Origin of the sequence: Streptomyces drozdowiczii (genome assembly GCF_026167665.1) — a bacterium.
GTDB lineage: Bacteria > Actinomycetota > Actinomycetes > Streptomycetales > Streptomycetaceae > Streptomyces > Streptomyces drozdowiczii_A.
Map to the genome: position 1 here is coordinate 165072 of NZ_CP098740.1, position 22561 is coordinate 187632.

A 22561-nucleotide genomic window follows, 5' to 3' on the forward strand; every position below is an offset into this window, starting at 1 on the left:
CCGCGGTCCTACTTCAGGTGCCGGGTGAAGAAGTGGGCCGCCGCGGCCCCCGCGTAAGCCGGGACGCCGGTGTGGCCGCCCATGTTGGCGTGCAGAGCCTTCTCCTCGGAGCCGAAGGCGTCGAACAGGTCGAGCGCCGCCTGCCGGTCGTTCCCTTCGTCGTCCCACTGCAACAGGACGTGCAGCGGGATGGTGAGCCGGCGGGCCTCGTCGTACGTGGAGCGCGGGATGAAGCTGCCGGCGAAGAGGCCGGCGGCCGCGATGCGCGGGTCGACCGCGGCGAGCCGGACGCCGATGGAGATCACACCGCCCGAGTAGCCGACGGGGCCGGTGACCTCGGGGAGCTCCAGGATCGCGTCCATGGCGGCCCGCAGCTCCGGGACCGCCTGGTCGACCAGCGGGAGGACGACGGCGTCGATGATCTCGTCGGTGACCGGTTCGCCCGCCTGCAGGGCCCGGCGCATGTCGGCGCGGGCCCGGTCGAGGGCCGGCAGCCGGGGCCGGTCGCCGCAGCCGGGGAGTTCGATGGCGGCCGTGGCGAAGCCGTCCGCCGCGGAGTGCCGGGCCCGGTCGACCAGCCGCGGGTACATCCTGTCCAGGCCGAGCGTGGGGTGACCGAGGAGGATCAGCGGCACGGGTGCGGACGCCGACGCCGACTCGGGTGTCCAGAGGATGCCCGAGATGTCATCGAGGGTGAAGGAGCGTTCGAGTACGCCGTCGTCCAGGCGCTGCTCGGAAGTGAAATGCATGGTCGTGCCTTTCGGGAGTGCACAGAACGGCGCTCCCGGACGACCTGCCTATCGCCCGACCGTGACCCCGGAGGGGAGCACCCATGTCGATACTGCGTTCACGGGTACCACCTCCTTGTTCTTTCGCACGGCCGGGAAGAATCTAGCAGGGTGCCGCAGCGGTCGCCCAACGGGTTTCCGTACGGCCCCGCCGGCCGCGCAGGGCGGCGGCCACCAGGGCCACGACGATTCCGGCGAACGCCCAGGCGCCGAGGATCCACAGGGCGCCCGTGGTGTTGTTGCCGTCGAAGTAGACCGTGTTCCGGACGACGGTCGTCCCGGCGCCGGGTGGCAGGGCCTGGCCGATCGCGGCCCAGAAGGGCGGCAGCAGGGAGGCCGGGTAGACGCCGCCGGAGCTGGGGTTGCCGAGGATCGTGAAGATGAGGATGGTCAGGCCGAGCCCGATCGTGCCCAGCAGCGACTGGAGCGCCACGCCCACGGCACCGGAGGCGAAGACGACCAGGGTCCCGATGCCGACGAGTTCCCAGAAGGCGCCCGGCAGGCAGTGCAGCACGGGGCCGACGATGATGGCTCCGCCGATTCCGGAGACGAAGGCGTAGGGCACCATCGCGGCGAGCCGCACGATGGAGCGCCGGAGCGTGGGCCGCTTGGACCCGGCCGCCATGTTCAGGGCCGAGGCGGCGAGGTACCCGCCGATCGTCCAGCTGAGCACCAGGTAGAACGACGACAGCCCCCGGCTGTCCCCGCGGCGGGCGGGTGGATGTCGCGTACGGTCAGCGCCCGGTTCTGCGTACGCTCCACGGTCGCCACGACCTTCGCGGCGGCGTCGGCCGCCGAGGGGCCGCCGGCCGAGGCGACGAGCAGCGTGTCGGTGCGCCCGGTCACCGCCACGATCAGCGCGGCGTCGGTCTTGCGCTCCAGCAGCCGGGCCCTGGCCTGCGCGCGGTCCTGTACGGCGGTGACGTGCACCGGGTCGCCCGGCAGTGAGTTGAGCCGGGCGACCAGATCGGCCTCCACGGGGCGCGGGGCGACCAGGGTGATCGGGATGCGGTGGGGCTCGGGAGCGTGGAACGCCCCCATGTACGAGAGGGCGAAGCCCAGTTGGAGCAGCAGCACGCCCACCATGACGAGCACGGCTCGGGTGGTGATCGCGTCCCGCATCTCCGCCCACGCGCCGAGTTGCGCTGTCGAGCCCCTTGCATCCGCCATGCGACGTCCCCGCTCTCAGCCGTGATTGACCGGTGCACCCATTCCGCCGACATCCTCACGCCGGGCCCGTGCGTCACGGAGAGAACACGCATGGCCGGTGCCGTACCCACCCGTTCGGACCAGGGCCTGTCACTCCTGCCGTGCGAACCGGCGGGCGGCCCAGAGCAGGGCCCCCGCGCCGCTGATCAGGAGCAGGGCGGCCTCCACGGGGAGCGGGACCGGGTGGCCGGCCCAGGTGATCCCGCCGGCGGCCGCCGCGTCCGGGGCGCGCAGGGCGATGCTGCCGCGCAGCATGTCGACTCCGTGGGCGAGCGGGTTCACGGCGGCCAGGGCGTGGGTCCAGCCCGGGAGCGCCTGAAGGGGGAAGAAGCCGCCGGAGAGGAACAGCAGGGGCATCATCATGACGCCGAGCAGCGTGTGGAACGTTTCGGGTCTGCTCAGGCCCACGGCCAGGGTGAGGGCGAGGGCGGTGATCGTGAAGGAGATCAGGGTCATGCCGGCGAGGAGCAGCGCCAGGAGGAGCGGGTCGTAGGGCAGGCCGACGACTCCGGCCAGGCTCAGCAGCACGGCGCCCTGGATCGTGGCGACCAGGGTGCCGCCGGCGCAGCTGCCCAGGAGCAGGGTCGCCCGGCTGACCGGGGCCATGAGGAGTTCGCGCAGATAGCCGCTGCGGCGGTCGGTGATCAGGCGGATGCCGACCAGGATGGCCGGGGTCTGCACCGTCATCATCAGCATGCCGGGGAACAGGTAGGTCTGATAGCCGACGCCCAGCGTGGAGTCGGGGATGAGCGCGGCGAGCCCGCCGCCCAGGATCAGCAGGTACAGCACGGGGTGGAGCAGCATCAGCGCGGTGTGGGCGCGCTGGCCGGCCAGGCGGAGCAGGTCCCGGTGGATCAGGCCGTGTACGGCGCGCAGTTCGTGCCGCAGCCGGGCCGGACGGGTGCTCTCCCCGGTGCCGGTCGTGTGGAGCGGGAGTGCGGTCATCGGCCACCGCCGTGCTGGGTGCCGTGGATGCTGCGGCCGGTGTGGTGGAAGAAGACGTCGTCGAGGGTGGGCGGGGTGGCGGACGCGGCGCGGACGGCGATGCCGTGGCTCTCCAGTGTCGCGCAGAGGCGGGGAATCCAGGAGCTGCCGTCGGGCAGCCGCAGGCAGATGCCGTCGGTCTGCCGGGTGACGGAGTGCCCGCGCGGGACCATGCGGTGGACGACGCGGTGTGCGCGCTCGTCCTGGTCGGTGCGGAGCAGGACCCGGTCGTCGCCGATGGCGGCCTTGAGTGCGCCGGGCGCGCCCTGGGCGACCAGCCGGCCGCGGTCGATGATGGCGACGCGGTCGCAGTTGGCCGCCTCGTCGAGCTGGTGGGTCGTGATGAAGAGGGTGCTTCCGTTCCGCTCCCGGAGGGCGTACAGGTGGTCCCAGATCTGTGCGCGGGCGTGGGGGTCGAGGCCGGTGGTGGGCTCGTCCAGGAACAGCACGCCCGGTGCGTGCAGGAGCTGGCGGGCGATTTCCAGGCGGCGGCGCATGCCCCCCGACAGGGTGCGTACGGGAGAGGAGCGCCGGTCGGTGAGTCCGGCCACCTCCAGGACTTCGGCGGTGCGCCGGTGGACGTGGGCGCGGCGCAGGCCGTAGAGGCGGGCGTGGATGCGGAGGTTCTGTTCGGGTGTCAGGTCCGGGTCGAGGGCGCTCTGCTGGAACAGCATGCCGACGCGTTGCCGTACCTGGTGGGGCTGGGTGCGCACGTCGGCGCCCGCGACGGTGGCGTGGCCGGCGGTGGGGCGGGCCAGGGCGCAGAGCATGGCGATGGTGGTGGACTTCCCGGCGCCGTTGGGCCCGAGGAAGGCGAAGGTCTCGCCGCGGTGGACGTCCAGGTCCAGGCCGCTCACGGCGTGCGTGGTGGTGCCCTTGGGCCCGGGGTAGCTCTTGGCCAGGTCGCGGGTGCTGATGGCGTACTCGGGCGGGCCGAGGGTGGCGGGGGTGTGCTGGGGGGCGATTTCCTCGCCGCCGGTGTGAAGTCGCATGGTGCGGTCCTCAGCTCTGGTTCGCCGGTGGGTCCGGCCGGCGGCTGTCCCGGGACAGCCGCCGGCCGGACGGTGGGCCGGTCCTAGGCGCAGCTGATGCCGATGCAGACCGTGTTGAGGACCGTCAGCAGGCCGACGCACTCACACGTGGCGGAGAAGCCCGCTTCGGCGCCGACGGGGTCGGTCTCGGGGAGGGCGTGGAGGTGGGCGAGGAGTTCGAGGTCCTGGGTCTGGTTTTCCATGGTTCTCTCCTTCTTCTTGTGGTTCGGCGGCAGGTTCTCTGCCGCTCAGCCCGGCAGCTGGGCGAGCCAGTGCCGGGAGCTCGGGTGGCGGAGACGGAGGAGGAAGGCCAGGATTCCGGCCGATCCGTCGCTCCAGCTGGTCGAGACGTCTCCGTACTCGTTGGGGAAGACCAGGTGCCGGTGGCGGCGGGCGCCTTCGGTGACGGCGAGGCGGCCCATCGCTTCGGCCAGGGTGTGGTGGGCGGACTCCCCCGTGGCGGCGCTCAGGTCGAGCAGGAAGTCGCCGTTGCCCGCGAGGCCGTGGCACTGGGAGAGCGGGGCGCGGGAGGCGCGTTCGGTGACGGCCGGGGCGCTGCGGCGGGCGAGGTCGCCGAACCGGTCGTCGCCGGTGGCCTGCCAGAGCCGTACGAGGAACGTGCCGATGCCGGCCGAGCCGTGGCACCAGTACGGGGCGGTGGGTTCGTCGCCGGCCTGGGCGGGCCACTGGGCCGCCTCGCCGATCCGTACGGCGCTGCGCAGGAGGTGTTCACCGACCTCCTGCGCGAGCCGCAGGTGGTCCTGGCGCCCGGAGGCGGCTGCGCTGAGCAGGAGGAAGCAGCCGATGCCGGCGGAGCCGTGGGCGAAGCCCAGGTACTGCTTGCCGGCCTCGCCGGAGACCGCTTCGGCGGGGACCGGCCAGCTGACCGCCGACGGGTCGCGCCGGGCGGCGGACGCCAGCCGGTCGGCCGCGTCCTCGGCCAGTGCGGCGAAGCGCGGGTCTCCGGTGCGCTGCCAGAGGTGGAGGGCGGCCATGCCGCTGCCGGCGGTGCCGTGGGTGATGTCGTGGTGGAGCGTGGGCTCCTGCGGGGTCAGCGCGAGGGTGAGCGCGTGGTCGATGAGCGCCTGGTCGGCGAGGGCCCGGCCGGTGTCGTACAGCGCCCAGGCGGTGCCGAGGTCCCCGAAGTGCAGGCCGGGGCGGATGGTCCGGGGGCGGGTGCGGTCCGCGATCCAGTGGCCGGCCGCCGCGAGGACTTCGGGCAGGCGGGGGTCCCCGGTCAGTTCGAAGTACCGCGTCAGGGCGGCCAGGGGGCCGGCCGCTCCCTGTTGCACGGTGCACGGGTTGGTCTCGCCGGACGCGGTGGACACGGGCCACAGGCGCCGGTCGTCCCCGGGGGTCACGGTGTCGAGCAGGTGGTTCACGAGGCCGGCGACGGCATCGTCCAGCTCCTCGCCCCGGGCCGCCCGTGCCGGTGCGGTACGCGTGGGGCGGGCGGTGTCCGGCGCGCGGAGGGCTTCGCGCGCCCGGCGGGTGTCCCAGCGGGCGGCGGGCTCGTCCTTCATCAGCCCGGTGATCATCTCCGTCACGGCGTCCGGGGGCTTCGCGGCTCCGGTACAGGCGCCGAGCCAGGAGGCGAGCCGTTCCTCACCGGTCCGGGTGGCGGGCTCCTCGGGCAGCAGGTTGGGCACCTTGCCGGTCAGGACGAAGCACGCGGTGGCGCCGAGGCTGTAGTAGTCGGCCGTCACGGACACGGGCGCGTCCCTCAGGCGCTCGGGGGCGCTGAAGCCGGGGGTGCCCACCCGGGTCGGCAGGCAGGAGCCGGTGACCTCGGCGGCGAGTTCGAGGTCGATGAGGCGCAGTTCGCCGTCGGGGCGGACCATGACGTTGCCGGGTGTGAAGTCGCGCAGGACGCAGCCGTGGGCGTGGGCCGCCTCGACGAGGTCCACGAGCCCGGCGAGCAGGGCCAGTGCCTCGCGGCGGTACTCCCCGCCCCCGAGGTCGCGGAAGCGCTCGGCGACCCAGGTCCGCAGGCTGACGCCCGGGATCTCGCTCTGGGCCAGGAACAGGTGCCGGCCGTGCTCGAAGAGGGCGAGGGCGTCCGGGGCGAGCCCCGTGCCCTTCAGCCTGTCCAGCATCCGGGCCTCGGCGCGCAGCCAGTCGCGGACGTCGCGCCCGGAGGCGTCGCCCTCCACATGGGGCCGGGTCTCCTTGATGATCACGGGCGCGCCGGTGGAGACATCGGTGCCCCGGTAGACGCCGCCCTTGTTGGTGTGCCGGATCGCCTCCCGTACCGCGAAGCGGCCGCCGAGCAGGACCGGGCCGCTCGCCGCCTCCGCCGCCGGGGGCGGGAGGGGCACCGTGGCGGGGAACGGGCAGACGGCCCACGGGGGCGGGGCGTAGCGGCCGCTGCGCTCGTCCTCCACCGGGTTGCCGTCGGGGTCCTCGATGTACCAGATCAACAGGCCCTGATCCGAGAGGCGTTGGCGCCCGGTGAAGGCGCCGTAGCGATAATGCACCACGCTGTACGGCGCGTAGGGCTGGTCGGAGAGGATGCGGGGGCCGACGAGTCCGGCCGTCGCCGCGTGCAGTTCGCGGGCGAGGCGGACCGCATCGGCGTCCGAGCGCGGGTAGACGGTGATGAACTTTCCGGAGCTGCCCCGAGGCGTGGCGCGGGAGTTGAGGGTGCTCACCTGGTCGAGGGAGCGGGCGAACTTGAACGCCGAGGTGTCCGGCAGCAGGACGTCCAGGGCCCTGACGAGGACCGTCGGTGCGGAGGCGGCCGTTGCCGACAGGTGGAGCTTCCAGCCCTGGTCGCGCCGGGTCGCCGAACGGGGGGCGACGCGGCACCATGCCTCGTCGGTCCCGGTCGTCCAGCGGTCGCCGGTGCGGGTGGCCTGAAACGCTCGGTTCAGCAGGCTTTCGAGTGCGGCTTCGGTCGCGTGACTCGTCATGTGGGGTGTCCCTCCCAACGGTGAGGACCGCTGGTCGGAAATTGCCCATGTCATGGGTGGGCGGAACGCGCCCGGGCCGGAATCACCTGCTCCAGCGAGCGTGGGGGTTCTCCGCTGACCGGGTCCGGCGGCGCCCGGCGCACGAGGCGGCGCACGCTCCGGGAGCCGTTCGGAAGGGCTTCGGACCCCCGGGCGCCGGTCCGGGCGTGCGGCGTAGGAGGATACGGCTCATGGCGGAAGATGAGCGGGGAGTCGGTTCCGAGAAGACGGCCGACGACGTGGTGCTGATCCGGGTCCGGGGCAGCCTGGACGGGTGGTCGGGCAGCGGTGACCTGTCGGCGGCGCTGACCGGCGCGGTGGCGGACGGTGGCGTGCGTACGGTGGTCGACCTGTCCGGGGTGACGTTCGCCGACTCCGCGGCGCTCCACTCCCTGCTGGAGGGTCTGCGGGAACATGTGAAGGCGGGCGTGCCGCTCGTCCTGGCCGGTCCCCTGCACTCCGGTGTGCGCAGGCTCTTCGAGGTCACGGGTACGGCCGGCGCGTTCCGGTTCGCGGACGACGTCGATTCCGCGCTCCAGTGCTGAGGGCGTCGGCCGGCCGGGGCGGGGGCGTGTGCCGGTGGCGGTAGAAGTGGGCGGGGAAGCGGAAGATGCGCTCTCGGCCGTTCCGCGGAACGCGGCGGCGGCGCGGGGCATCGTGACCGAGCTGCTGGCGGCGCGTTTCGGGGCGGCGCTCGACGCATGGCCGGCCCATGTGGTGGACGACACGCTGCTGGTGACGTCGGAGCTGGTGACGAACGCGTTCCGGCACGGCGGCCGGCTGACCGCGTTCGAGGCGGAGATCACGGGCGCCGGGCTGCGCATCGTGGTGGGCGACGCCAGCAGCGAGAGCCCGGCCGAGCTGCCCGCGACGGGGCCGCGGGTGCGGGCGGAGGCGCCCAGGATCGGCGGCTACGGCTGGCCGCTGGTGCGGCTGCTCGCCGACCGGGTCTCCGTCAGCGTCCTTCCGGACGGCAAACGGATCACGGTGCTGATGGAGCTGCCCGCGCGGCCATGACCGGCGCGGGGGCAGGGCTCTCAGTCGGTCGTCTCGCTCAGTTCGTCCGGGCCCCTCGACTCCCCGGCCCCCGGTGCGAAGAGGTGCCGTGTCCCGGTGATCCGGAGCATCCGCTCCATGGAGGCCGGCGGGTCGTCCAGGACGAGGGTGATCCCGCGCGCGGCGGTGCGCCGGTGGATCATCAGCAGGACGGCGAGCCCCATCGAGTCGCAGAGCCGGAGCTTCGCGCAGTCCAGGCGCAGTTCGGCCGGCCTGGGGTCCGCGTCGACGCATGCCGTGGCGCGTATGCCGAAGGCGTCACTGGTGTCGTAGTCGAGGACGCCCGCGAGACGCAGCCTGGTGGTTCCCTCGCCCGTTTCGACGGTGAGACTGAGGGACGGGACGCTCATGCGGGTGCTCCGGGGTGTGCTGCGGTGGCGTCGGCCAGGACGGTTCTCGCCCGCTCCAGCGGCCGGACGGCCCGGGGGAAGTCCTTGAGCGCGGCCGCCAGGATGTCCAGGACGGGCCGCAGGGAGTGGGCGGGGACGTGGCGGGCGGTGAGGATGCCCGCGGTCCATGTGATGAAGCTGGTGAACAGTTCGTCATCGTCGGTGTAGATGGCCACGGTGAGGAATTCCACGATGTGCGCGATGTCCTCGGCGGTGCGCTCGCGCTGCGCGTCCGTGTACGTGGCCATGGCCGGGAACCGGTCGTCCAGTCGCGTCAGCACCTGCTTGACCAGTTGGCCCTGCGAGCGCGCGACCAACGTGTACTCCTGGTCGACCAGGTGCGGCAGGTCGTCGATCTGCTGCCGTACGTCGGCGGGGGCGGGCGGGGCGAGGCCGGCGGCCAGCAGGTCGGCGGCGGTGCGGGCGTCGGGGGCCCAGGCGTTCGCGCCGAGCAGGCGCGCGAAGCGGCCGTCGGGCCCGAAGGCCGCCCCTCCGACGAGGACGGGCACTCCCACGGACTGGCAGGCGGTGATCGCCGCGTGGGCGGAGGGCAGCCGGGTGGGGAGGGAGGACGAGAGGGCGACGACGTCCGCGCCGGTGTGGTGGAGGTGGGCGACGAGATGGGGGGTGGGGACCTGGGCTCCCAGGAAGTCGACCTCCCAGCCCCGCAGGGTGAGGACCTCGGCCAGCAGGCGGGCGGGCAGGGAGTGCCATTCCTGCTCCACGCAGGCGACGGTGACCTTCCCGTACCGGGGTGTGGTGCGGGCGGCCGGGTGGTGGGCGAGCGCGGTGATCACCCGCTCCACGATGGCGCTGGCGGCGTGCTCCTGGGCCACGGTGAGGCGGTTGGCCGCCCACTCGGTACCGACCGTCGCCTGTACGGGGGCGATGAGGTCCAGCAGCACCGTCTCGGCGGGCACCCCGTCGTCGAGGGCGCCGGTGACGAGTCCGGTGGCGGCGAACTCGTCGCGGTCCAGGGCGGCCGCGGCGATGAGGCGGTCGCGCAGTTCGGGCAGTGCGGGGAGGCAGGCTGTCATGCGGTGTACCTGCCCCGGGTGTGCCCGTCCACCGCACTGAGATGGGTGGTCCTGGGGGCGGTAATCGCGACGACGGCCATGTCGTCGTGGCCGCCGCCCCGCACCCACTGGGCGGCGAGCATCTGGATGCGCTCGACCACGGCCTCGCCGGGCATGTCCGCGCACTCCGAGAGCGCCCGCTTGAGTCTCGCCTCGCCGAACATCTCGTCGCCGAGCGGGCCGCCCCGGGCCTCGGTGAATCCGTCGGTGTAGAGCAGGCACGTCTCGCCGGGCCGCAGGACGGTTTCGGCGGTACGGGACTCGATGTCGGGCAGCGCCCCGACCAGGGTGCCGTGGGTCCGGATCTCCTCGACCCGGCCGTCGGCCCGCACCACCAGCGGTACGGGATGTCCGGCGGCCGTGAGCCGCAGGCGCACCTGGTGGTCCGTGCGCCGGACCGAGGCCAGGACCATGGTCGCGAAGCGGGTGTGGTGGGAGTTGAGGAGCGCGTCGTTGAGGAGCCGCAGCACCTTCTGGTGGTCGTCCGCCATGGGGATGAGCGCCTGGAGGGTGTTGCGGATCTTGCCGGTGAGCACGGCCGCGTCCAGTCCCTTGCCGCACACGTCGCCCAGGACCACCAGCGCGGAGCCGTCCTCTTCGGCGCCGGCCGGGTGGACGTCGTAGAAGTCTCCCCCGACGCGCTCCCGGGCGGCGGCGGGCCGGTAGCCGCCGGCGAATTCGACGCCGTGGACGCGGTGCAGCCGGGGCGGCAGCAGGTCCTGCATCAGGGTGCGGGTGATGGCGCTCTGCTCGGCGTAGAGGTGGGCGGCCGACAGGGCGGCCCCGGCGCGCGCGGCGAACAGCCGGGCGACGGTCTGCTCGTCCTCGGTGAACTGGCCGCCGCTCCGCAGCAGGACCAGGGCGCCCGCCGGGACTCCCTGGCCGGGCAGGGGTGCGACGACGACCGAGGTGATCGTGCCGGTGTACCCCTCGGGGATCACCCACGCCGGCAGCGACGCGGGGTCGATCCAGCGCGAGGGAACGGGCGGGAAGCCCTGGAGCGCTTCGTCCAGACCCGGCACCTCGCACGGGTCGGCCGCGACGAGTCCGCGTACGGGTTCCTGGCCGCCGACCGCGTGGGCCAGCGGCAGGTTGTCCCCCTTCGCGGGGGAGACGACGACCGCCGCCTCCGCGAGGTACTGGGAGGCGAGCCGGGCCGTCGCGGACACGCACCGGTCGGTGTTCAACGAGGCCAGCAGGACGTTGGACGCCTCCGCGAGGAACGCGGTCCGTTCACGTTCGGTGGCCAGTGCCTCTTCCGCGAGCCGGCGGTCGGTATCGTCCACCAGCCACCACACCACGTCACCGTTCTCGCCGTGGCCGGGGTGCGCCTCGTAGCTGCGTCCGCCGATCCACCCCGACGTCGGCGGAGCCGTTTCCCCGCGGGGGTCGGTGGACATGCGGGCCGTCGGATCGCGCAGCTCCCGGTCGGCCCGGGCGAGCCAGGCCGGGACCGCTTCGGCCATCGTGCTCCCCGGTCGTGCGGCCGGGAGAAGCCGGGAGGCCGCGGGGTTCAGCCCGGTCAGCGCCCCGTTCGCACCGCTCTCGATCACCGGGTACGGGGCCGTGGACCAGGCGCCGGATGCCGGGCGTTCGTCGGTTTTCGTAACGGGAGTTCCCTGGGGAGGAGCCATGAAGGGGGACCCGCCTGCGGCGAGCCGCACCACCTTCCAACTGGACGGACAAGCATTGCCTAGCGGCAACTATCGCGCAGGGCGGCCCTCGATGGCAATCGACCCACCCCCCGCGAAGGTGACGCAGAGTTACACCTCTACGGTCCGGACACGACCCTGATACGCGACCTTCACGGCGCCTTCACGGGCTCTCTGCCACGGTCCGTCTCGTCCTGTACGAGGAGGGTGAGCAGCGAGGCCACGGACAGGCCGGCCTCGGCGGGGTGGCGCAGCACCTTGTCCGGTTCGATGCGGTACGTGTTGGCGCGGCCCTCTCGCGTGTGGGAGAGGTACCCGTCCTGTTCCAGGTCGGCGATGATCCGCTGGACCGCGCGCTCCGTGAGCCGGCAGCGCGCGGCGATGTCACGGATCCGGACGGTCGGGTCCTCGGCGATGGTCGCCAGTACGCGCGCGTGGTTGGTGATGAACGTCCATCCGGTGTGGGATTCGGGTACTCCAGACATGCCTCCATCTAAGCGCGACCCCTTGCCCGACCTCAACTACATGACATACTTTTCGTGTATCCATTGACATGGTGAGAGTCACAGGAGGCTCGGGGTGTCGTACGGCGAAGCCGTCCCGGTAGCACGCATCAGCGGCGTCGGGGCAAGCAGTGCACCCTCGGCGGGTCCGCCGCAGGCCGTGGTGACGCAGTACGCGCGGCACGGCGTATGGGTCGTCGCGGCCCATGGCTCCTGCGACGCGCAGTCGATCGCGCGGCTCGAGGAGGCACTGACGACGGCGGCCTGGACGCAGCCGAAGGTGGTGCTGGACGCGTCGGGGATCACCTTCGCGGACTCGTCGCTCCTGAACCTGCTGATCCTCACCCATCGGTCGGTCGCCCTGCGCGTGGCGGGAGCCGGGCCCCATCTCCAGCGGCTGCTGCGGATCACGGGGCTCGACGCGGTCCTGTACGTACGGGGCACGGTCGAGGAAGCGGCCGCCTGCTGACCGGTGAGGTGCCGCGAGGCGCCTGCTTGACCTGAAGCGCCCTTGAGTTCCTAGCGTGTTCCCGAGTCCACCGCCTGACGACGGGAGCACACCCCATGATCCTTGTGACCGGAGCCACCGGAAACATCGGAAGCGCCTTACTGAGGGAGCTGTACGCCCATGGGGCGGGCCCTCTGAGGGCGCTGACGCGTGATGTCTCGCGGGCCGCGTTCCCCGCCGGAGTCGAGGCCGTCGAGGGCGATCTCGCGGTGCCGGAGTCCCTGGAGCCCGCGCTGACCGGGGCACGGTCTCTGTTCCTGCCGTCGCGCGTGGGGCCGGACGCGGAGATCATCGCGGCGGCGCGGCGGGCGGGCGTGGAGCACGTCGTGCTGGTGTCGTCCATCACCGCCCTGACCCACCCGCACCTCGGCCCCGCCGCCGAGAACCTGGCGGTGGAGCAGCTGCTCAAGGACAGCGGCATGGCGTGGACCGTCCTGCGGCCGACCCAGTTCGCCTCGAACGCGCTGCTGTGGGCCGCCTCGATCCGCGCGGGGGAAACCGTCCGCACGCCGTTCGCGGACACCGGGTTGCCCACGATCCACCCCGCGGACATCGCGTCGGTGGCCCGGGTCGCACTCACCGAGCCCGGCCACCGCGGGCGCACGTACGCCTTGACCGGTCCGGAGCCGATGCCGGCCCGGCGCCAGGTGGGGGCCGTCGCGGCGGCGATCGGGCGCCCGGTGCCGTTCACGGAGATCGGCCGGCAGGAGGCCCGCCCGTGGATGGCCGGCGCGGTCGGGGAGAAGGACGCGGACGCGGTGCTCGATGTCATGGGCGGAGACGCCAACGAGGAACTGCTGGCCGTACGCGACACCGTCCGGCACGTCACCGGCACCCCGGCCAGGCCGTTCCGGCAGTGGGCCATGGAGCACGCCGACGCCTTCCGCTGAGGGCGGTGCGTATCCACACCTTGCCACTCCTATCGTTTTTCGATAGCTTTCCATCGTTGATCGATGGAAGGTGAATCATGGGACGGCTGACCGTGGGCGCTCTGCGCGCCATGCTCGTAGTGGTGTGCGCCGGCACTCTTTTCGTACAGGTGGGCATGGCGTGGGCACTGATCAGCGGGAACGATCCGGAGGACGGCTCGATGCCACTGACGGCGATGCGCGTGCTCACGATCCTGGGGATGGTCTCGGTCCAGGTCGTCGCCGTCTGCGTCTGGCGGCTCGTGGCGATGGCGCGGCGCGGCACGGTGTTCTCGCACGCCGCCTTCCGTTACGTGGACGGCGTGATCGGCGCGATCACCTCGGCGGCCCTCGTGTGGTTCACGGTCACGGCCGTGAACGCCCCGGGGCAGCGGGACGACCCGGGGGTCACCGTCATCATGGCCGGGGTGGGCGTGGGCATCCTGGGGGTCGCGCTCATCGTGCTCGTACTGCGGGCGCTGCTCGCCCAGGCCGCGCGGATGCGGGCCGAGTTGAGCGAGGTGATCTGATGCCGATCACCGTCGACATCGACGTGATGCTGGCGAGGCGGAAAATGTCCGTGGGCGAGCTGGCCGAGCGCGTGGGGATCACGCCCGCCAATCTGGCGGTACTCAAGAACGGCCGCGCCAAGGCGGTGCGTTTCACGACGCTCGCCGCGCTCTGCGAGGTGCTCGACTGCCAGCCCGGCGACCTGCTGCACTGGGATCCGGAGGACGCGGCGAGCGAGTAACCCCCTTCAACAGGCCCCGGGCCGTGCGGATTTCCGCCACCCGGGGCCTTTTCGACGCCTGCTCGCGGAAACCCCTTGCGCAATGGTCAAGAAACGTTGACCATTGCGAGCATGCCAACCGACGACGTCCCCGAGACGTTTCATGTCACCACCGACGAGCAGCTGCGCGCGGTCTCCAATCTGACGCGCCACCGGATCATGGCCGTGCTCCGCTTCGAGCCCGCGACGATCACGCAGATCGCGGAGCGGGTGGGCCTCGCGAAGGGAAGTTCCAGCTACCACGTCCGGCTCCTGGAACGGGCCGGCCTGGTGAAAGTGGTGCGGACGCGCAAGGTCCGGGGCGTCATGGAGCGGTATTACGCGATGGCCGCCCGGTCGATCGAGCTGCCGGATCCGGGCGACGGAGGGCCGGATGTGCTGATGCGGCACGCGGTGGCGGACCTGGAGGCGTCCCCGGCGGACGGCGAGCGGCAGGTGCGGATGGCGCATCTGCGGCTCACCGACGAGCAGTTCGCGGAGCTGGGGGCGCGGTTGCAGGCCCTGGCCGACGAGTACCGGGAGCTGTCCGATCCGTCGCTGCCGGACACCTCGCTCGTGTTCGCGCTGTTCCGTCCCGCGCAGATCCGGCAGACCGAGGAGGACACCAAGTGACGATCAGTGCAAAGAAGTTGCCGGCCGGATTCGGACGGCTGTGGTCCGCTCAGACGATCTCCTCGCTCGGTGACGGGATCACGCACGCCGCGCTGCCGCTGATCGCGTTCACCCTGACGCGGGACCCGCTCGCCCTGGCCGTCGTCACGGCGGCCGGGACGCTCCCGTGGCTGCTCTTCGGGATCCTCGGCGGTGCGTTGGTGGACCGCTGGGACCGCCGGCGCACGATGTGGGTGGCGGACACGGCACGGGCGGTGCTGCTCGCGATACCCGCGGTGGCGGCCGGACTCGATGTGCTGAGCATTCCGCTGCTGGCGGCCGTCGCGTTCCTGCTCGGCCTCGGCGGGCTCTTCTTCGACACCGCCGCCACGGCCTACCTGCCGGACCTGCTCAGCCGCGACCCCGCGCAGCTGGAGCGCGCCAACTCCCGCTTGCGTGGGGCGCAGACAGCGATGTCCGGGTTCGCCGGGCCGCCTGCGGGCAGCGCGCTGCTGGCGCTCGGGCGGGCGGTTCCGCTGGTCGCCGACGCCGTGTCCTTCGCGGTCTCCGCCCTGCTCGTGCGTACGCTGCCCGCCATGCCCCGGCCCGTGCCGGAGGCCCGCGAGTCGCTGCTCGGGCAGGCCCGGGCCGGCGCGTCCTACGTTTTCCGCAACCCCTTGCTGCTGGGGCTCGCGCTGCGCCCCGCGGTCGGGAACATCGCCTTCCTCGCCGTGGAGACGGTCCTCGTCATCTTCGCCCACGACCGCCTAGGCATCGGCACGTACGGCTTCGGTCTGCTGCTCACGGCGGAGGCCACCGGCGGCCTGCTCGGCGCGGCCATCGCCTCGCAACTGGGCCGGCGACTCGGCACCGGCACCGCCCTGACCTGCACGGCCGCCGTCGAGGGCCTGGCGATCCTGGGCCTGGCCTCCGCCTCGAACCCGTACGTGGCCGGGCTGGCGCTCGCCGTCTGCGGGGCGGCCATGGGCGCCACGATGGTGCTCGGGCCCTCGCTCCGGCAGGCGATCGTCCCGGGCCACCTCATGGGCCGGGTCGCGTCGACCTCCCGGATGCTCGCGATGTGCGCGGCGCCCCTCGGCGCGTTCATCGGCGGCTGGCTGGCGACCGCTTACGACATCCGCACCCCGCTCTACACCGCCGCCGCGCTGCTCCTGACGATGACGGCGGTCACCGCCTCCATGACGAACAACCGCCGCGTCGAAGCGGCGCTGCATGCCGCCGCCCCGGCCGAGGAGGCCACCCGGGACGGTGCGCCCAACCCGGTGTGAGTGCTCTCCCCCACTCCGGCGCGCCCGCTCCCCGGTCCGAGGAGCGGGCGCGCCGCGTTCACCTGCCCTGCTCGGCCAGCGTGTGGGCGACCAGGGCGTTGGCGTGGCCGTGGCCCAGGCCGTGTTCGGCCTTGAGCCAGGCGACGAGTTCCATGTGCTTGGTCAGATCGGACGCGCGGATCAGGTTCTTCCACTCGTCGATGGGGCGGCCGTACTTCTTCTCGATGGAGGGGAAGTAGCTGGCGGGTCCCTTTGCCTGTGCGGTCATGCGGTGGCTCCTTCCGGTGAGGGTGAAGGGTGGTCGTGCGTGCTGGTCAGCGCGCCTGTTCGCCACCGAAGAAGTCGGCGAGGGCCGGTGCCAGGGTCTGCGCCGCGATGTTGTGCTCCTCCCCCGGGAAGACCCGGAGGGTGAAGTTGTCGCCCGTCGCCGCGAGTTCGCGGGCACCGGTCAGCATGTGCGGATCGCCCAGGTCCCCGCTGCCGACGAGCACCGGCACGGTCACCGAAGCCCAGCGCTCGACCGGCAGCGGGCGGCCGGACATGGTGTCGCCCATGATCCGGCCGTCGTACGAAAGGGTGTGGGCGACAGCTTCCATGTCCGCCCAGAACGGGGCCTGCCGCATGCCCGCGACAACCTCGCCGGGGACGCCGACCGCCGCCGTCATGAAGTACGCGACGGCGTCCCCGTAAGCCTGGCGGCCGGTCAGCTCGGTCAGGTGCGCCACGTAATCGGCGGGCAGCGGCGACCGGCTGCCGTCCGTGATGAACGGCGGCTCGTACAGCGCGAGACGCGGTACGGCACTCCCCCGGGCCGTCGCCTCCAGGGCGAGTACGGCACCCGAGGACATGCCGAAGAGCATCGCCGAACCTCCGCCCGGCCCCTCGATGAGCGCGTCGATGTCCTCGATCTCGCGCCGCACCTCGTACGCGGGGGCGTCCCCGCTGTCGCCCCGGCCCCGGCGGTCGTACGTGATCACCGTGAAGCGCTCGGCCAGCAGTGCGGCGAGTTCGGCGGAGGCGCCCCGGGTCATCAAGGCGCCGCCGACGAGCACCACGGCCGGGCCGGTGCCCTGCTTCTCGAAGGCGATGGCCGTGCCGTCGGCGGAGACGACCTTGTCCACAGTCCTGCTCATGCGAAATACCCCCATAGCTGCATGGTTGACACGATTTCCAGGCGGCGGCGAGCCGCGTTCTGGAACTGGACGGTACAGTACTCACACGAGTACTGATCAGTCCAGTACTCTTCGGCTAGGCAGACGCGGACAGGGAGAGGGAGCCGATGATGGACAGCCGGTCAGCGCGGAAGCACCAGGCGATCCTGGAGGCCGCGACCGAGGTGTTCCTGAACAAGGGATACGCGGGCACGAGCATGGACGACATCGCGAAGCTGGCCGCGGTCTCCAAGCAGACCGTCTACAAGCACTTCGCGGACAAGGAGAAGCTGTTCGCCGACATCGTGCTGGCCACCACGGACCGCATCGACGCCCTGGTCAACCTGGTGGCCGACATCCCCGCCGACGCGGAAACCCTCGGCGAGAACCTGACCCGGCTCGCCCGGCAGTTCCTCACGGGTCTCACCCGGCCCCAGGTCATCCAGTTGCGCCGCCTGATCATCGCCAACGCCGACACCTTTCCGGAGCTCGGCGCGGCCTGGTACGAGGAGGGGTTCGAGCGGGTCCTCGCCACGCTGGCGGACACCTTCCGCCGGCTCACCGATCAAGGGCTCCTCAAGACCCCGGACCCGCTGCTGGCCGCCCACCACTTCTCCGGGCTGCTGCTGTGGATCCCGGTGAACCAGGCGATGTTCCACGGCAGCGCGCAGCACACCGACGCCGACCTGGACCGCTACGCGGACGGCGGCATCCGCGCCTTCCTGGCCGCCTATGCGTGAACTCCCGTTGGCTCAGGGCACCTTGGGGCCGTCGAGGAAGCTGCCGTCCGCCGCGTACGGCCAGGCGTTCGACACGCAGCCGTGCAGGCCCTTGATCTGCTGCATCATCACCGGGGCCGGTTGACCTGGACCGGGGCATTCGCGGTGGCCGTAGCCCAGCCAGTGGCCGACCTCGTGGTTGATGATCAGCGCCCGGTACTCCTCGGGCGGCCCGGCGAACTCGGGTGAGCCCAGCTGCCAGCGCTTGAGGTTGACGGCCACCGTCCGGCCCACCCGGCAGTTGAGTTCGCCCTCGGTGTCCAGGCCGCCGGTGGCGCAGATGGCGTCGGCCGTGTCCGGTGTGGCGATGCGGATGACCAGGGTGGCGCTGTCGTCGGCGACCTGCCGGAAGGTGACACCGGCCCCGTGTGCCCAGCCCCGTTCGTCGTCGAGGATCGCCGCGATCTGCTCGGCGGCCTCGTCCGGGTCCACCCCCATGTCGTCCTCGACCTCCACCCGGTACGGCCGGCCCCCGCCGGTGCGGTGCGCGTCGGCCCTCGCGACGGTGAAGGTGCCGGGTCCGGACTCCGGTACGGAGGCAGTGGCGGTCGCCTCGGGGGTCTCGCTGCGGGTGTCCCCGTGGACGGCGACGGGCGTCGCAGCCGGGTCTGACGTGCCGGGCAGTCCGTGGCCGGCGAGCAGGCAGAGCGCGGCCGCGGCGAGGGCCAGCAGCACCGGAGTGACGGCTGCCCGGGGGCGCCGCCGGGCCGAAGCCCGGTGGGTGCGGGGCGCGTTCGGGCGGCCGGTCACTTCGCGGCCCCCTCGCGCGGCAGCCACCACCGGGTGGACGCGAGGGCGGCCAGGGCGGCGCCGGTCGCGTTGACCAGGACGTCGTCCACCGAGGAGACCCGGTCCAGCCGGAGCACGTACTGAAGGGTTTCCAACAGGGCGGACAGGCCCGCCCCGAGCGCCAGAACGCGCGGCAGCGACGCCAGCGCGGCGTACCGCATCGGGGCGAAGAAGCCGAGCGCCGCGAACACCAGCAGATTGCCGGCCAGCCCGAGCGGCCCCATCGTGACCAGGTCCACCAGCGGGACCAGGCTGACGCGGCCGGGGACCTCACCCGCGTGCGCCCCCGGCATCATGATGAGCCACACCCACGGCACCGTCCCGTGCACCATGCCCACCTCGGCCAGCGAGGCGCGCCGTGCCCGGACCGGATCGAGGCCCGCCGCCCTGCGCCTGCGCGTCAGGAACCACACGGTCAGCGCGGACAGCGGCAGCGCGGCCACCATGGTCAGCATCACGCCGTTGAACGTCCAGAACCAGGCGTACCAGCCACCGCGCACGACCATGGGCACGGACACCACGAACATGCGCAGCACGAACGGGGCGAAGGCCGCCGCGGCGGCGCCGAGGGCGGTGAGCACGACCAGGCGGACGGCTCTTCGTACACGACGGGGCGAGGTGGGCAGTGCGGTGTTCTGGTCCATGCCTCTACCCAATACGCGGGGCGGTTGCCGGAGCGTATGCGTATTTCGATACGCGGGCGATAGGTGCGCTCAGGGCCGTGGCGCGGCGCCGGCCGGCAGTTCGACCGTGACGCGCAGTCCGCCGGTGGGGCGCGCTGCGAGGGTGAGCGTGCCGTGGTGGGCGTGGGTGATGGACCGGACGATGGCCAGTCCGAGCCCTGCGCCGGGGTGGTCTGTGTGGACGCGCTCGGTGCCGCGCTGGAAGGGTTCGGTGAGGCGGGGGACGAGGCCCGGGGGCACGGGTTCGCCGGTGTTCTCGACGGTGAGGGCCACGGTGTACGGGCGCACCTCGGTGGTGATCCGTACGCTGCCGTGTTCGGGCAGGTTGTGGACGATCCCGTTGTGCACGAGGTTGGTGGTCAGCTGGAGCAGGAGGGCCGGCGAGCCGGTCGTGGGGGCGATGTCGCCGGCGGTCTCCAGGGTGACACCGTGTTTCTCGGCGAGCGGCAGGAGCGTTTCGGTCGCTTCCTCCGCTACGAGGGAGAGGTCGACGTGCTCGCGTGTGAAGGTCTGCCGGTCGGCCCGGCTGAGCAGGAGCAGCGCCTCGGTGAGGTCGATGGCCCGGGTGTTGACGGTGTGGAGGCGGTCGATGAGCGGGTCGGTGGCGCGGTCGGGGTCGGCGCGGGCCACGTCGAGCAGGGCTTTCGTCACGGCGAGCGGGGTGCGCAGTTCATGGGAGGCGTTGGCGGCGAATCTCCGCTGTTCGCCGACGTGGGCTTCGAGTTGGGCGAGCATCGTGTCGAAGGCGTCGGCGAGCTCGCGGAACTCGTCCTGACGGCCCGGGAGTTGGATGCGGTGGGACAGTGATCCGGCGGCGGCCGTGCGGGTGGCGTGCGTGATGCTGTTGAGCGGGGCGAGCATGCGTCCGGCCAGGAACCATCCTCCGCCGAGACCGAACACCAGCAGGAACAACAGGGTCATGGCCGCCAGCGGGGCGAAGTCGCGGGCGACGGCGAGTCGGTAGTCGGGCACGAAGACCAGTCCGATGTGCCGTGAGCGCGTCAGGAACAGCCATCCGGTGACGAGCATCAGGATGCCGGCCAGCAGGACGAACCCGGTGTAGCTGAGGGTGAGCTTGAGGCGGATGCTCATGCCGGGCTGTCTAGCCACGGCCGGTCGCCTCGCCGTCCGGTGCGGGCGCGGTGTCGATGCGGTAGCCGACGCCCGGCACGGTGGCGATGATCCATGGCTCGCCGAGCCGCTTGCGCAGGGCGGAGACGGTGATGCGTACGGCATTGGTGAACGGGTCGGCGTTCTCGTCCCACGCCCGTTGCAGGAGTTCCTCGGCGCTGACGACACCGCCTTCCGCGGCGACGAGGACTTCGAGCACCGCGAACTGTTTACGGGTCAGCGCGACGTACCGGCCGTCGCGGTAGGTCTCGCGGCGGAAGGGGTCCAGGCGCAGGCCCGCCACCTCCCGCACGGGCGGGCGGCTGTGCGCGCGTCTGCGGTCGAGCGCCCGGAGCCTGAGGACCAGTTCCCGCATGGCGAAGGGCTTGGTGAGGTAGTCGTCGGCGCCGAGCCCGAAGCCGGACGCCTTGTCGTCCAGGCGGTCGGCGGCGGTGAGCATGAGGATCGGCGTGCCGCTCCCGGAGGCGACGATGCCCTGGGCGATCTCGTCGCCGGAGGGCCCGGGGATGTCCCGGTCCAGGACGGCGATGTCGTAGCTGTTGACGCTCAGCAGTTCGAGCGCGGTGTCGCCGTCGCCCGCGATGTCCGCCGCGATGGCCTCCAGACGCAGACCGTCGCGGATGGCTTCCGCCATATACGGTTCGTCCTCGACGATCAGCACACGCATGCGGCCATGCTACGAGCCGCCGCATATCGTCGGTGTATCCGAAACGGGGCCGTCCGGCGGACGGGGCTCAGACGTGGTTGGTGGCGAACAGGTCGAGGTGTCCGCACTTCGGGCAGCGGTACGCCTCGACCTGCCGGCGCGGCCGGCCCATGCGCTTGGCGCCGCCGAAGACCCCGCGCTCCAGCGCGCCCTCGATCCAGCGGGCGTAGCCGCGCGAGTGTTCGCCGGCGTCCTCGATGAAGCCTTCCTGCAGGCCGACGGTTCCGCAGTGGGTGCATGTGAGGTTGTTCATGCCGCGAGTCTAGGGACGCGCCCCGGCGGGGAGGACCCGCGGCTTCGAACGGTTGCCCAACCGCTACGTACGCGTGGGGTGCCCGGCGCAGCGGGCAGACTGACGTCGACCGTCGCCCTCGTGCACCCCCCGGACCCCGGAGTCGCAGCATGCCCCGTACCGGCCGCCTGTCGGACGTTCTCGTCTTCACCCGCACTTCGGCCTACCGCCATGATTCGATCCCCGCCGGACGGGCTGCCCTGCGCGAGCTGGGCGAGGAGTACGGGTTCCAGGTGGAGTGCTCCGAGGACCCCTCGGTCTTCACGGACGCGTCCCTGGCGGGGCGCGATGCGGTGGTCTTCCTGTCCACCAGCGGGGACGTGCTCACGCCGGACGGACAGGACGCGCTCCGCCGCCGGCTCGCCGAGGGCTGCGGTTTCCTGGGCGTCCACTCCGCCGCGTGCACCGAGTACGACTGGCCGTACTACGGGGGACTGGTCGGGGCCCGCTTCGCCGGGCATCCCGCCTTCCAGCCCGGCACCGTGGTCATCGAGGACCCGGAGCACCCGTCGACGCGCCATCTGCCGCCGCGCTGGGACTGGAACGACGAGTGGTACGACTTCCGGAGCAACCCGCGCCGCCTCCCTGGGGTGCGCGTCCTGGCGACCATCGAGGAGACCGGTTACGAGGGCGGGGGCATGGGGGCCGACCACCCCTGGTCTGGTGCCGGGAGTCGGACGCGGGCCGCTCGTTCTACACGTCCCTCGGACATGCGGAGGCCGCCTACACGGACCCGGCGTTCCGCGCGCACCTGCTGGGCGGGCTGCGGTGGGCGGCGGGCGAGACGCACTAGAGGCCGGGGTGGTGGAAAAGAAGGAGACGGGGGCGGGCCGCGTTGGCAGGATGGGCGGGTTCGGCTCTCTACGCGATTGGACCCGCACCATGCCCCGCGCCGTCACCCTGATCCGCTCGGCCGCCCTGTCCGATGTCGCCGAGTACGCGTACGCGGCCACGGCGCCCGCCGAGTCCCGGCTGATCTTTCTCGCCGGGGCGTGCCCGCTGAACGAGGACGGTTCGACGGCGGCCGTCGGGGACTACGCGGGCCAGGCGAGCAAGGCCGTCGAGAACATGGAGGTCGCCCTCCGTGCCGCCGGCGCGTCGCTCCGGGACGTCATCAGCACCCGGGTGCTCGTGGCGTCGAGCCGCCAGGAGGATCTGGTGGCGGCCTGGCAGGTGGTCAGGGACACCTTCGGCGACCATGACGTGCCCAGCACGCTGATGGGCGTCACCGTGCTGGGTTACCAGGACCAGCTGGTCGAGATCGAGGCGGTCGCCGCGGTGCTCGACGCCTGACACCGGTGGTGC

Annotated in this window: 26 protein-coding genes and 2 pseudogenes; 11 read left to right on the top strand and 17 right to left on the bottom strand. The window is 72.3% G+C overall.

The window, feature by feature from the left end; genetic code table 11:
- Positions 1–8: 8 nt before the first annotated feature.
- The 6 genes and pseudogenes from NEH16_RS00775 to lanL form a co-directional block, all read right to left on the bottom strand.
- Positions 9–749, bottom strand: a complete 741-nt coding sequence (locus tag NEH16_RS00775) for a dienelactone hydrolase family protein (RefSeq protein WP_265538466.1) — start codon at positions 747–749, stop codon at positions 9–11.
- A gap of 142 nt (positions 750–891) precedes the next feature.
- Positions 892–1958: pseudogene (locus NEH16_RS00780) on the bottom strand (DUF3533 domain-containing protein).
- A 129-nt stretch (positions 1959–2087) separates the two neighbouring features.
- A complete protein-coding gene (locus NEH16_RS00785; protein ID WP_265538467.1) occupies positions 2088–2942 on the bottom strand; it encodes an ABC transporter permease in 855 nt (284 codons plus the stop codon).
- Positions 2939–3973 carry an ABC transporter ATP-binding protein gene (locus tag NEH16_RS00790; protein ID WP_265538468.1) on the bottom strand — a complete coding sequence of 345 codons (1035 nt, stop codon included), beginning with the start codon at positions 3971–3973 and terminating at the stop codon, positions 2939–2941. Before NEH16_RS00790 ends, NEH16_RS00785 begins: the two co-directional genes overlap by 4 nt.
- Positions 3974–4056: 83 nt before the next feature.
- On the bottom strand, positions 4057–4215 hold the full coding sequence (locus NEH16_RS00795) for a VenA family class IV lanthipeptide (protein ID WP_018104907.1): 159 nt from the start codon (positions 4213–4215) through the stop codon (positions 4057–4059).
- Between the two features lie 45 nt (positions 4216–4260).
- Positions 4261–6924: a class IV lanthionine synthetase LanL gene (gene lanL / locus NEH16_RS00800; RefSeq protein WP_265538469.1), complete on the bottom strand. Its 2664-nt coding sequence runs from the start codon at positions 6922–6924 to the stop codon at positions 4261–4263.
- A 230-nt stretch (positions 6925–7154) separates the two neighbouring features.
- On the opposite strand from lanL, the gene NEH16_RS00805 reads away from it, so the two are divergent.
- Both NEH16_RS00805 and NEH16_RS00810 read left to right on the top strand, forming a co-directional pair.
- Positions 7155–7508, top strand: a complete 354-nt coding sequence (locus NEH16_RS00805) for an STAS domain-containing protein (RefSeq protein WP_265538470.1) — start codon at positions 7155–7157, stop codon at positions 7506–7508.
- A gap of 112 nt (positions 7509–7620) precedes the next feature.
- Entirely contained in the window at positions 7621–7980 is a 360-nt protein-coding gene (locus tag NEH16_RS00810; RefSeq protein ID WP_374215686.1) for an ATP-binding protein, read from the top strand.
- A gap of 20 nt (positions 7981–8000) precedes the next feature.
- Here the strand turns inward: NEH16_RS00810 and NEH16_RS00815 are convergent, their stop codons facing one another.
- The 4 genes from NEH16_RS00815 to NEH16_RS00830 all read right to left on the bottom strand — a co-directional run bounded on the left by NEH16_RS00815 (position 8001) and on the right by NEH16_RS00830 (position 11621).
- Positions 8001–8369, bottom strand: a complete 369-nt coding sequence (locus NEH16_RS00815) for an STAS domain-containing protein (RefSeq protein ID WP_265538472.1) — start codon at positions 8367–8369, stop codon at positions 8001–8003.
- Entirely contained in the window at positions 8366–9445 is a 1080-nt protein-coding gene (locus NEH16_RS00820; RefSeq protein ID WP_265538473.1) for a cobalamin B12-binding domain-containing protein, read from the bottom strand. Before NEH16_RS00820 ends, NEH16_RS00815 begins: the two co-directional genes overlap by 4 nt.
- Entirely contained in the window at positions 9442–11118 is a 1677-nt protein-coding gene (locus NEH16_RS00825) for a PP2C family protein-serine/threonine phosphatase (protein ID WP_265538474.1), read from the bottom strand. Before NEH16_RS00825 ends, NEH16_RS00820 begins: the two co-directional genes overlap by 4 nt.
- A 170-nt stretch (positions 11119–11288) precedes the next feature.
- Entirely contained in the window at positions 11289–11621 is a 333-nt protein-coding gene (locus NEH16_RS00830) for a helix-turn-helix transcriptional regulator (protein WP_265538475.1), read from the bottom strand.
- Between the two features lie 178 nt (positions 11622–11799).
- On the opposite strand from NEH16_RS00830, the gene NEH16_RS00835 reads away from it, so the two are divergent.
- The 6 genes from NEH16_RS00835 (at position 11800) to NEH16_RS00860 (ending at position 15725) form a co-directional block, all read left to right on the top strand.
- Positions 11800–12108: an STAS domain-containing protein gene (locus NEH16_RS00835; RefSeq protein ID WP_242442126.1), complete on the top strand. Its 309-nt coding sequence runs from the start codon at positions 11800–11802 to the stop codon at positions 12106–12108.
- A gap of 95 nt (positions 12109–12203) precedes the next feature.
- The gene (locus NEH16_RS00840; RefSeq protein WP_265538476.1) at positions 12204–13037 is read left to right on the top strand and encodes an SDR family oxidoreductase; all 834 of its coding nucleotides are present in this window, start codon (positions 12204–12206) and stop codon (positions 13035–13037) included.
- A gap of 77 nt (positions 13038–13114) precedes the next feature.
- Positions 13115–13585, top strand: a complete 471-nt coding sequence (locus NEH16_RS00845) for a DUF2975 domain-containing protein (RefSeq protein WP_265538477.1) — start codon at positions 13115–13117, stop codon at positions 13583–13585.
- A complete protein-coding gene (locus NEH16_RS00850) occupies positions 13585–13806 on the top strand; it encodes a helix-turn-helix domain-containing protein (RefSeq protein ID WP_265538478.1) in 222 nt (73 codons plus the stop codon). The genes NEH16_RS00845 and NEH16_RS00850 overlap by 1 nt, the downstream gene beginning before the upstream one ends.
- A gap of 111 nt (positions 13807–13917) precedes the next feature.
- Positions 13918–14457, top strand: coding sequence for an ArsR/SmtB family transcription factor (locus NEH16_RS00855; RefSeq protein ID WP_073966948.1), 540 nt, complete (start codon positions 13918–13920; stop codon positions 14455–14457).
- Between the two features lie 17 nt (positions 14458–14474).
- Positions 14475–15725, top strand: coding sequence for an MFS transporter (locus NEH16_RS00860; protein ID WP_276105174.1), 1251 nt, complete (start codon positions 14475–14477; stop codon positions 15723–15725).
- Between the two features lie 58 nt (positions 15726–15783).
- Here the strand turns inward: NEH16_RS00860 and NEH16_RS00865 are convergent, their stop codons facing one another.
- Positions 15784–15993, bottom strand: coding sequence for a DUF4287 domain-containing protein (locus NEH16_RS00865; protein WP_073966949.1), 210 nt, complete (start codon positions 15991–15993; stop codon positions 15784–15786).
- 46 nt (positions 15994–16039) lie between these two features.
- Positions 16040–16858 (bottom strand): alpha/beta fold hydrolase, encoded by an 819-nt coding sequence (locus NEH16_RS00870; protein WP_242442127.1) that lies wholly within the window; start codon positions 16856–16858, stop codon positions 16040–16042.
- 149 nt (positions 16859–17007) lie between these two features.
- Here NEH16_RS00870 and NEH16_RS00875 point away from each other — a divergent pair, with 149 nt between their 5' ends.
- Positions 17008–17616 (top strand): TetR/AcrR family transcriptional regulator, encoded by a 609-nt coding sequence (locus NEH16_RS00875; protein ID WP_265538480.1) that lies wholly within the window; start codon positions 17008–17010, stop codon positions 17614–17616.
- A gap of 12 nt (positions 17617–17628) precedes the next feature.
- On the opposite strand, the gene NEH16_RS00880 is transcribed toward NEH16_RS00875, so the two are convergent.
- The 5 genes from NEH16_RS00880 to NEH16_RS00900 form a co-directional block, all read right to left on the bottom strand.
- Positions 17629–18405 carry a DUF3152 domain-containing protein gene (locus NEH16_RS00880; protein ID WP_265538481.1) on the bottom strand — a complete coding sequence of 259 codons (777 nt, stop codon included), beginning with the start codon at positions 18403–18405 and terminating at the stop codon, positions 17629–17631.
- Positions 18402–19088, bottom strand: a complete 687-nt coding sequence (locus tag NEH16_RS00885; protein WP_265538482.1) for a VanZ family protein — start codon at positions 19086–19088, stop codon at positions 18402–18404. Before NEH16_RS00885 ends, NEH16_RS00880 begins: the two co-directional genes overlap by 4 nt.
- 69 nt (positions 19089–19157) lie before the next feature.
- A complete protein-coding gene (locus NEH16_RS00890) occupies positions 19158–20219 on the bottom strand; it encodes a sensor histidine kinase (protein WP_276104767.1) in 1062 nt (353 codons plus the stop codon).
- 10 nt (positions 20220–20229) lie between these two features.
- A complete protein-coding gene (locus NEH16_RS00895; RefSeq protein ID WP_265538484.1) occupies positions 20230–20925 on the bottom strand; it encodes a response regulator transcription factor in 696 nt (231 codons plus the stop codon).
- A gap of 67 nt (positions 20926–20992) precedes the next feature.
- Positions 20993–21217 (bottom strand): hypothetical protein, encoded by a 225-nt coding sequence (locus tag NEH16_RS00900; protein ID WP_073966956.1) that lies wholly within the window; start codon positions 21215–21217, stop codon positions 20993–20995.
- A 149-nt stretch (positions 21218–21366) separates the two neighbouring features.
- On the opposite strand from NEH16_RS00900, the pseudogene NEH16_RS00905 reads away from it, so the two are divergent.
- Both NEH16_RS00905 and NEH16_RS00910 read left to right on the top strand, forming a co-directional pair.
- A pseudogene (locus NEH16_RS00905) lies at positions 21367–22019 on the top strand (ThuA domain-containing protein); the annotation flags it as partial.
- Positions 22020–22138: 119 nt separating this feature from the next.
- A complete protein-coding gene (locus NEH16_RS00910; RefSeq protein ID WP_073966959.1) occupies positions 22139–22549 on the top strand; it encodes a RidA family protein in 411 nt (136 codons plus the stop codon).
- Positions 22550–22561: the final 12 nt, after the last annotated feature.

Excerpts from the sequence above, each read along its gene's own strand:
- NEH16_RS00775 (WP_265538466.1), bottom strand. The coding sequence starts at position 749 with ATGCATTTCACTTCCGAGCAGCGCCTGGACGACGGCGTACTCGAACGC.
- NEH16_RS00785 (WP_265538467.1), bottom strand. The coding sequence starts at position 2,942 with ATGACCGCACTCCCGCTCCACACGACCGGCACCGGGGAGAGCACCCGT.
- NEH16_RS00790 (WP_265538468.1), bottom strand. The coding sequence starts at position 3,973 with ATGCGACTTCACACCGGCGGCGAGGAAATCGCCCCCCAGCACACCCCC.
- NEH16_RS00795 (WP_018104907.1), bottom strand. The coding sequence starts at position 4,215 with ATGGAAAACCAGACCCAGGACCTCGAACTCCTCGCCCACCTCCACGCC.
- lanL (WP_265538469.1), bottom strand. The coding sequence starts at position 6,924 with ATGACGAGTCACGCGACCGAAGCCGCACTCGAAAGCCTGCTGAACCGA.
- NEH16_RS00805 (WP_265538470.1), top strand. The coding sequence starts at position 7,155 with ATGGCGGAAGATGAGCGGGGAGTCGGTTCCGAGAAGACGGCCGACGAC.
- NEH16_RS00815 (WP_265538472.1), bottom strand. The coding sequence starts at position 8,369 with ATGAGCGTCCCGTCCCTCAGTCTCACCGTCGAAACGGGCGAGGGAACC.
- NEH16_RS00820 (WP_265538473.1), bottom strand. The coding sequence starts at position 9,445 with ATGACAGCCTGCCTCCCCGCACTGCCCGAACTGCGCGACCGCCTCATC.
- NEH16_RS00825 (WP_265538474.1), bottom strand. The coding sequence starts at position 11,118 with ATGGCTCCTCCCCAGGGAACTCCCGTTACGAAAACCGACGAACGCCCG.
- NEH16_RS00830 (WP_265538475.1), bottom strand. The coding sequence starts at position 11,621 with ATGTCTGGAGTACCCGAATCCCACACCGGATGGACGTTCATCACCAAC.
- NEH16_RS00840 (WP_265538476.1), top strand. The coding sequence starts at position 12,204 with ATGATCCTTGTGACCGGAGCCACCGGAAACATCGGAAGCGCCTTACTG.
- NEH16_RS00845 (WP_265538477.1), top strand. The coding sequence starts at position 13,115 with ATGGGACGGCTGACCGTGGGCGCTCTGCGCGCCATGCTCGTAGTGGTG.
- NEH16_RS00850 (WP_265538478.1), top strand. The coding sequence starts at position 13,585 with ATGCCGATCACCGTCGACATCGACGTGATGCTGGCGAGGCGGAAAATG.
- NEH16_RS00855 (WP_073966948.1), top strand. The coding sequence starts at position 13,918 with ATGCCAACCGACGACGTCCCCGAGACGTTTCATGTCACCACCGACGAG.
- NEH16_RS00865 (WP_073966949.1), bottom strand. The coding sequence starts at position 15,993 with ATGACCGCACAGGCAAAGGGACCCGCCAGCTACTTCCCCTCCATCGAG.
- NEH16_RS00870 (WP_242442127.1), bottom strand. The coding sequence starts at position 16,858 with ATGAGCAGGACTGTGGACAAGGTCGTCTCCGCCGACGGCACGGCCATC.
- NEH16_RS00875 (WP_265538480.1), top strand. The coding sequence starts at position 17,008 with ATGGACAGCCGGTCAGCGCGGAAGCACCAGGCGATCCTGGAGGCCGCG.
- NEH16_RS00885 (WP_265538482.1), bottom strand. The coding sequence starts at position 19,088 with ATGGACCAGAACACCGCACTGCCCACCTCGCCCCGTCGTGTACGAAGA.
- NEH16_RS00890 (WP_276104767.1), bottom strand. The coding sequence starts at position 20,219 with ATGAGCATCCGCCTCAAGCTCACCCTCAGCTACACCGGGTTCGTCCTG.
- NEH16_RS00895 (WP_265538484.1), bottom strand. The coding sequence starts at position 20,925 with ATGCGTGTGCTGATCGTCGAGGACGAACCGTATATGGCGGAAGCCATC.
- NEH16_RS00900 (WP_073966956.1), bottom strand. The coding sequence starts at position 21,217 with ATGAACAACCTCACATGCACCCACTGCGGAACCGTCGGCCTGCAGGAA.
- NEH16_RS00910 (WP_073966959.1), top strand. The coding sequence starts at position 22,139 with ATGCCCCGCGCCGTCACCCTGATCCGCTCGGCCGCCCTGTCCGATGTC.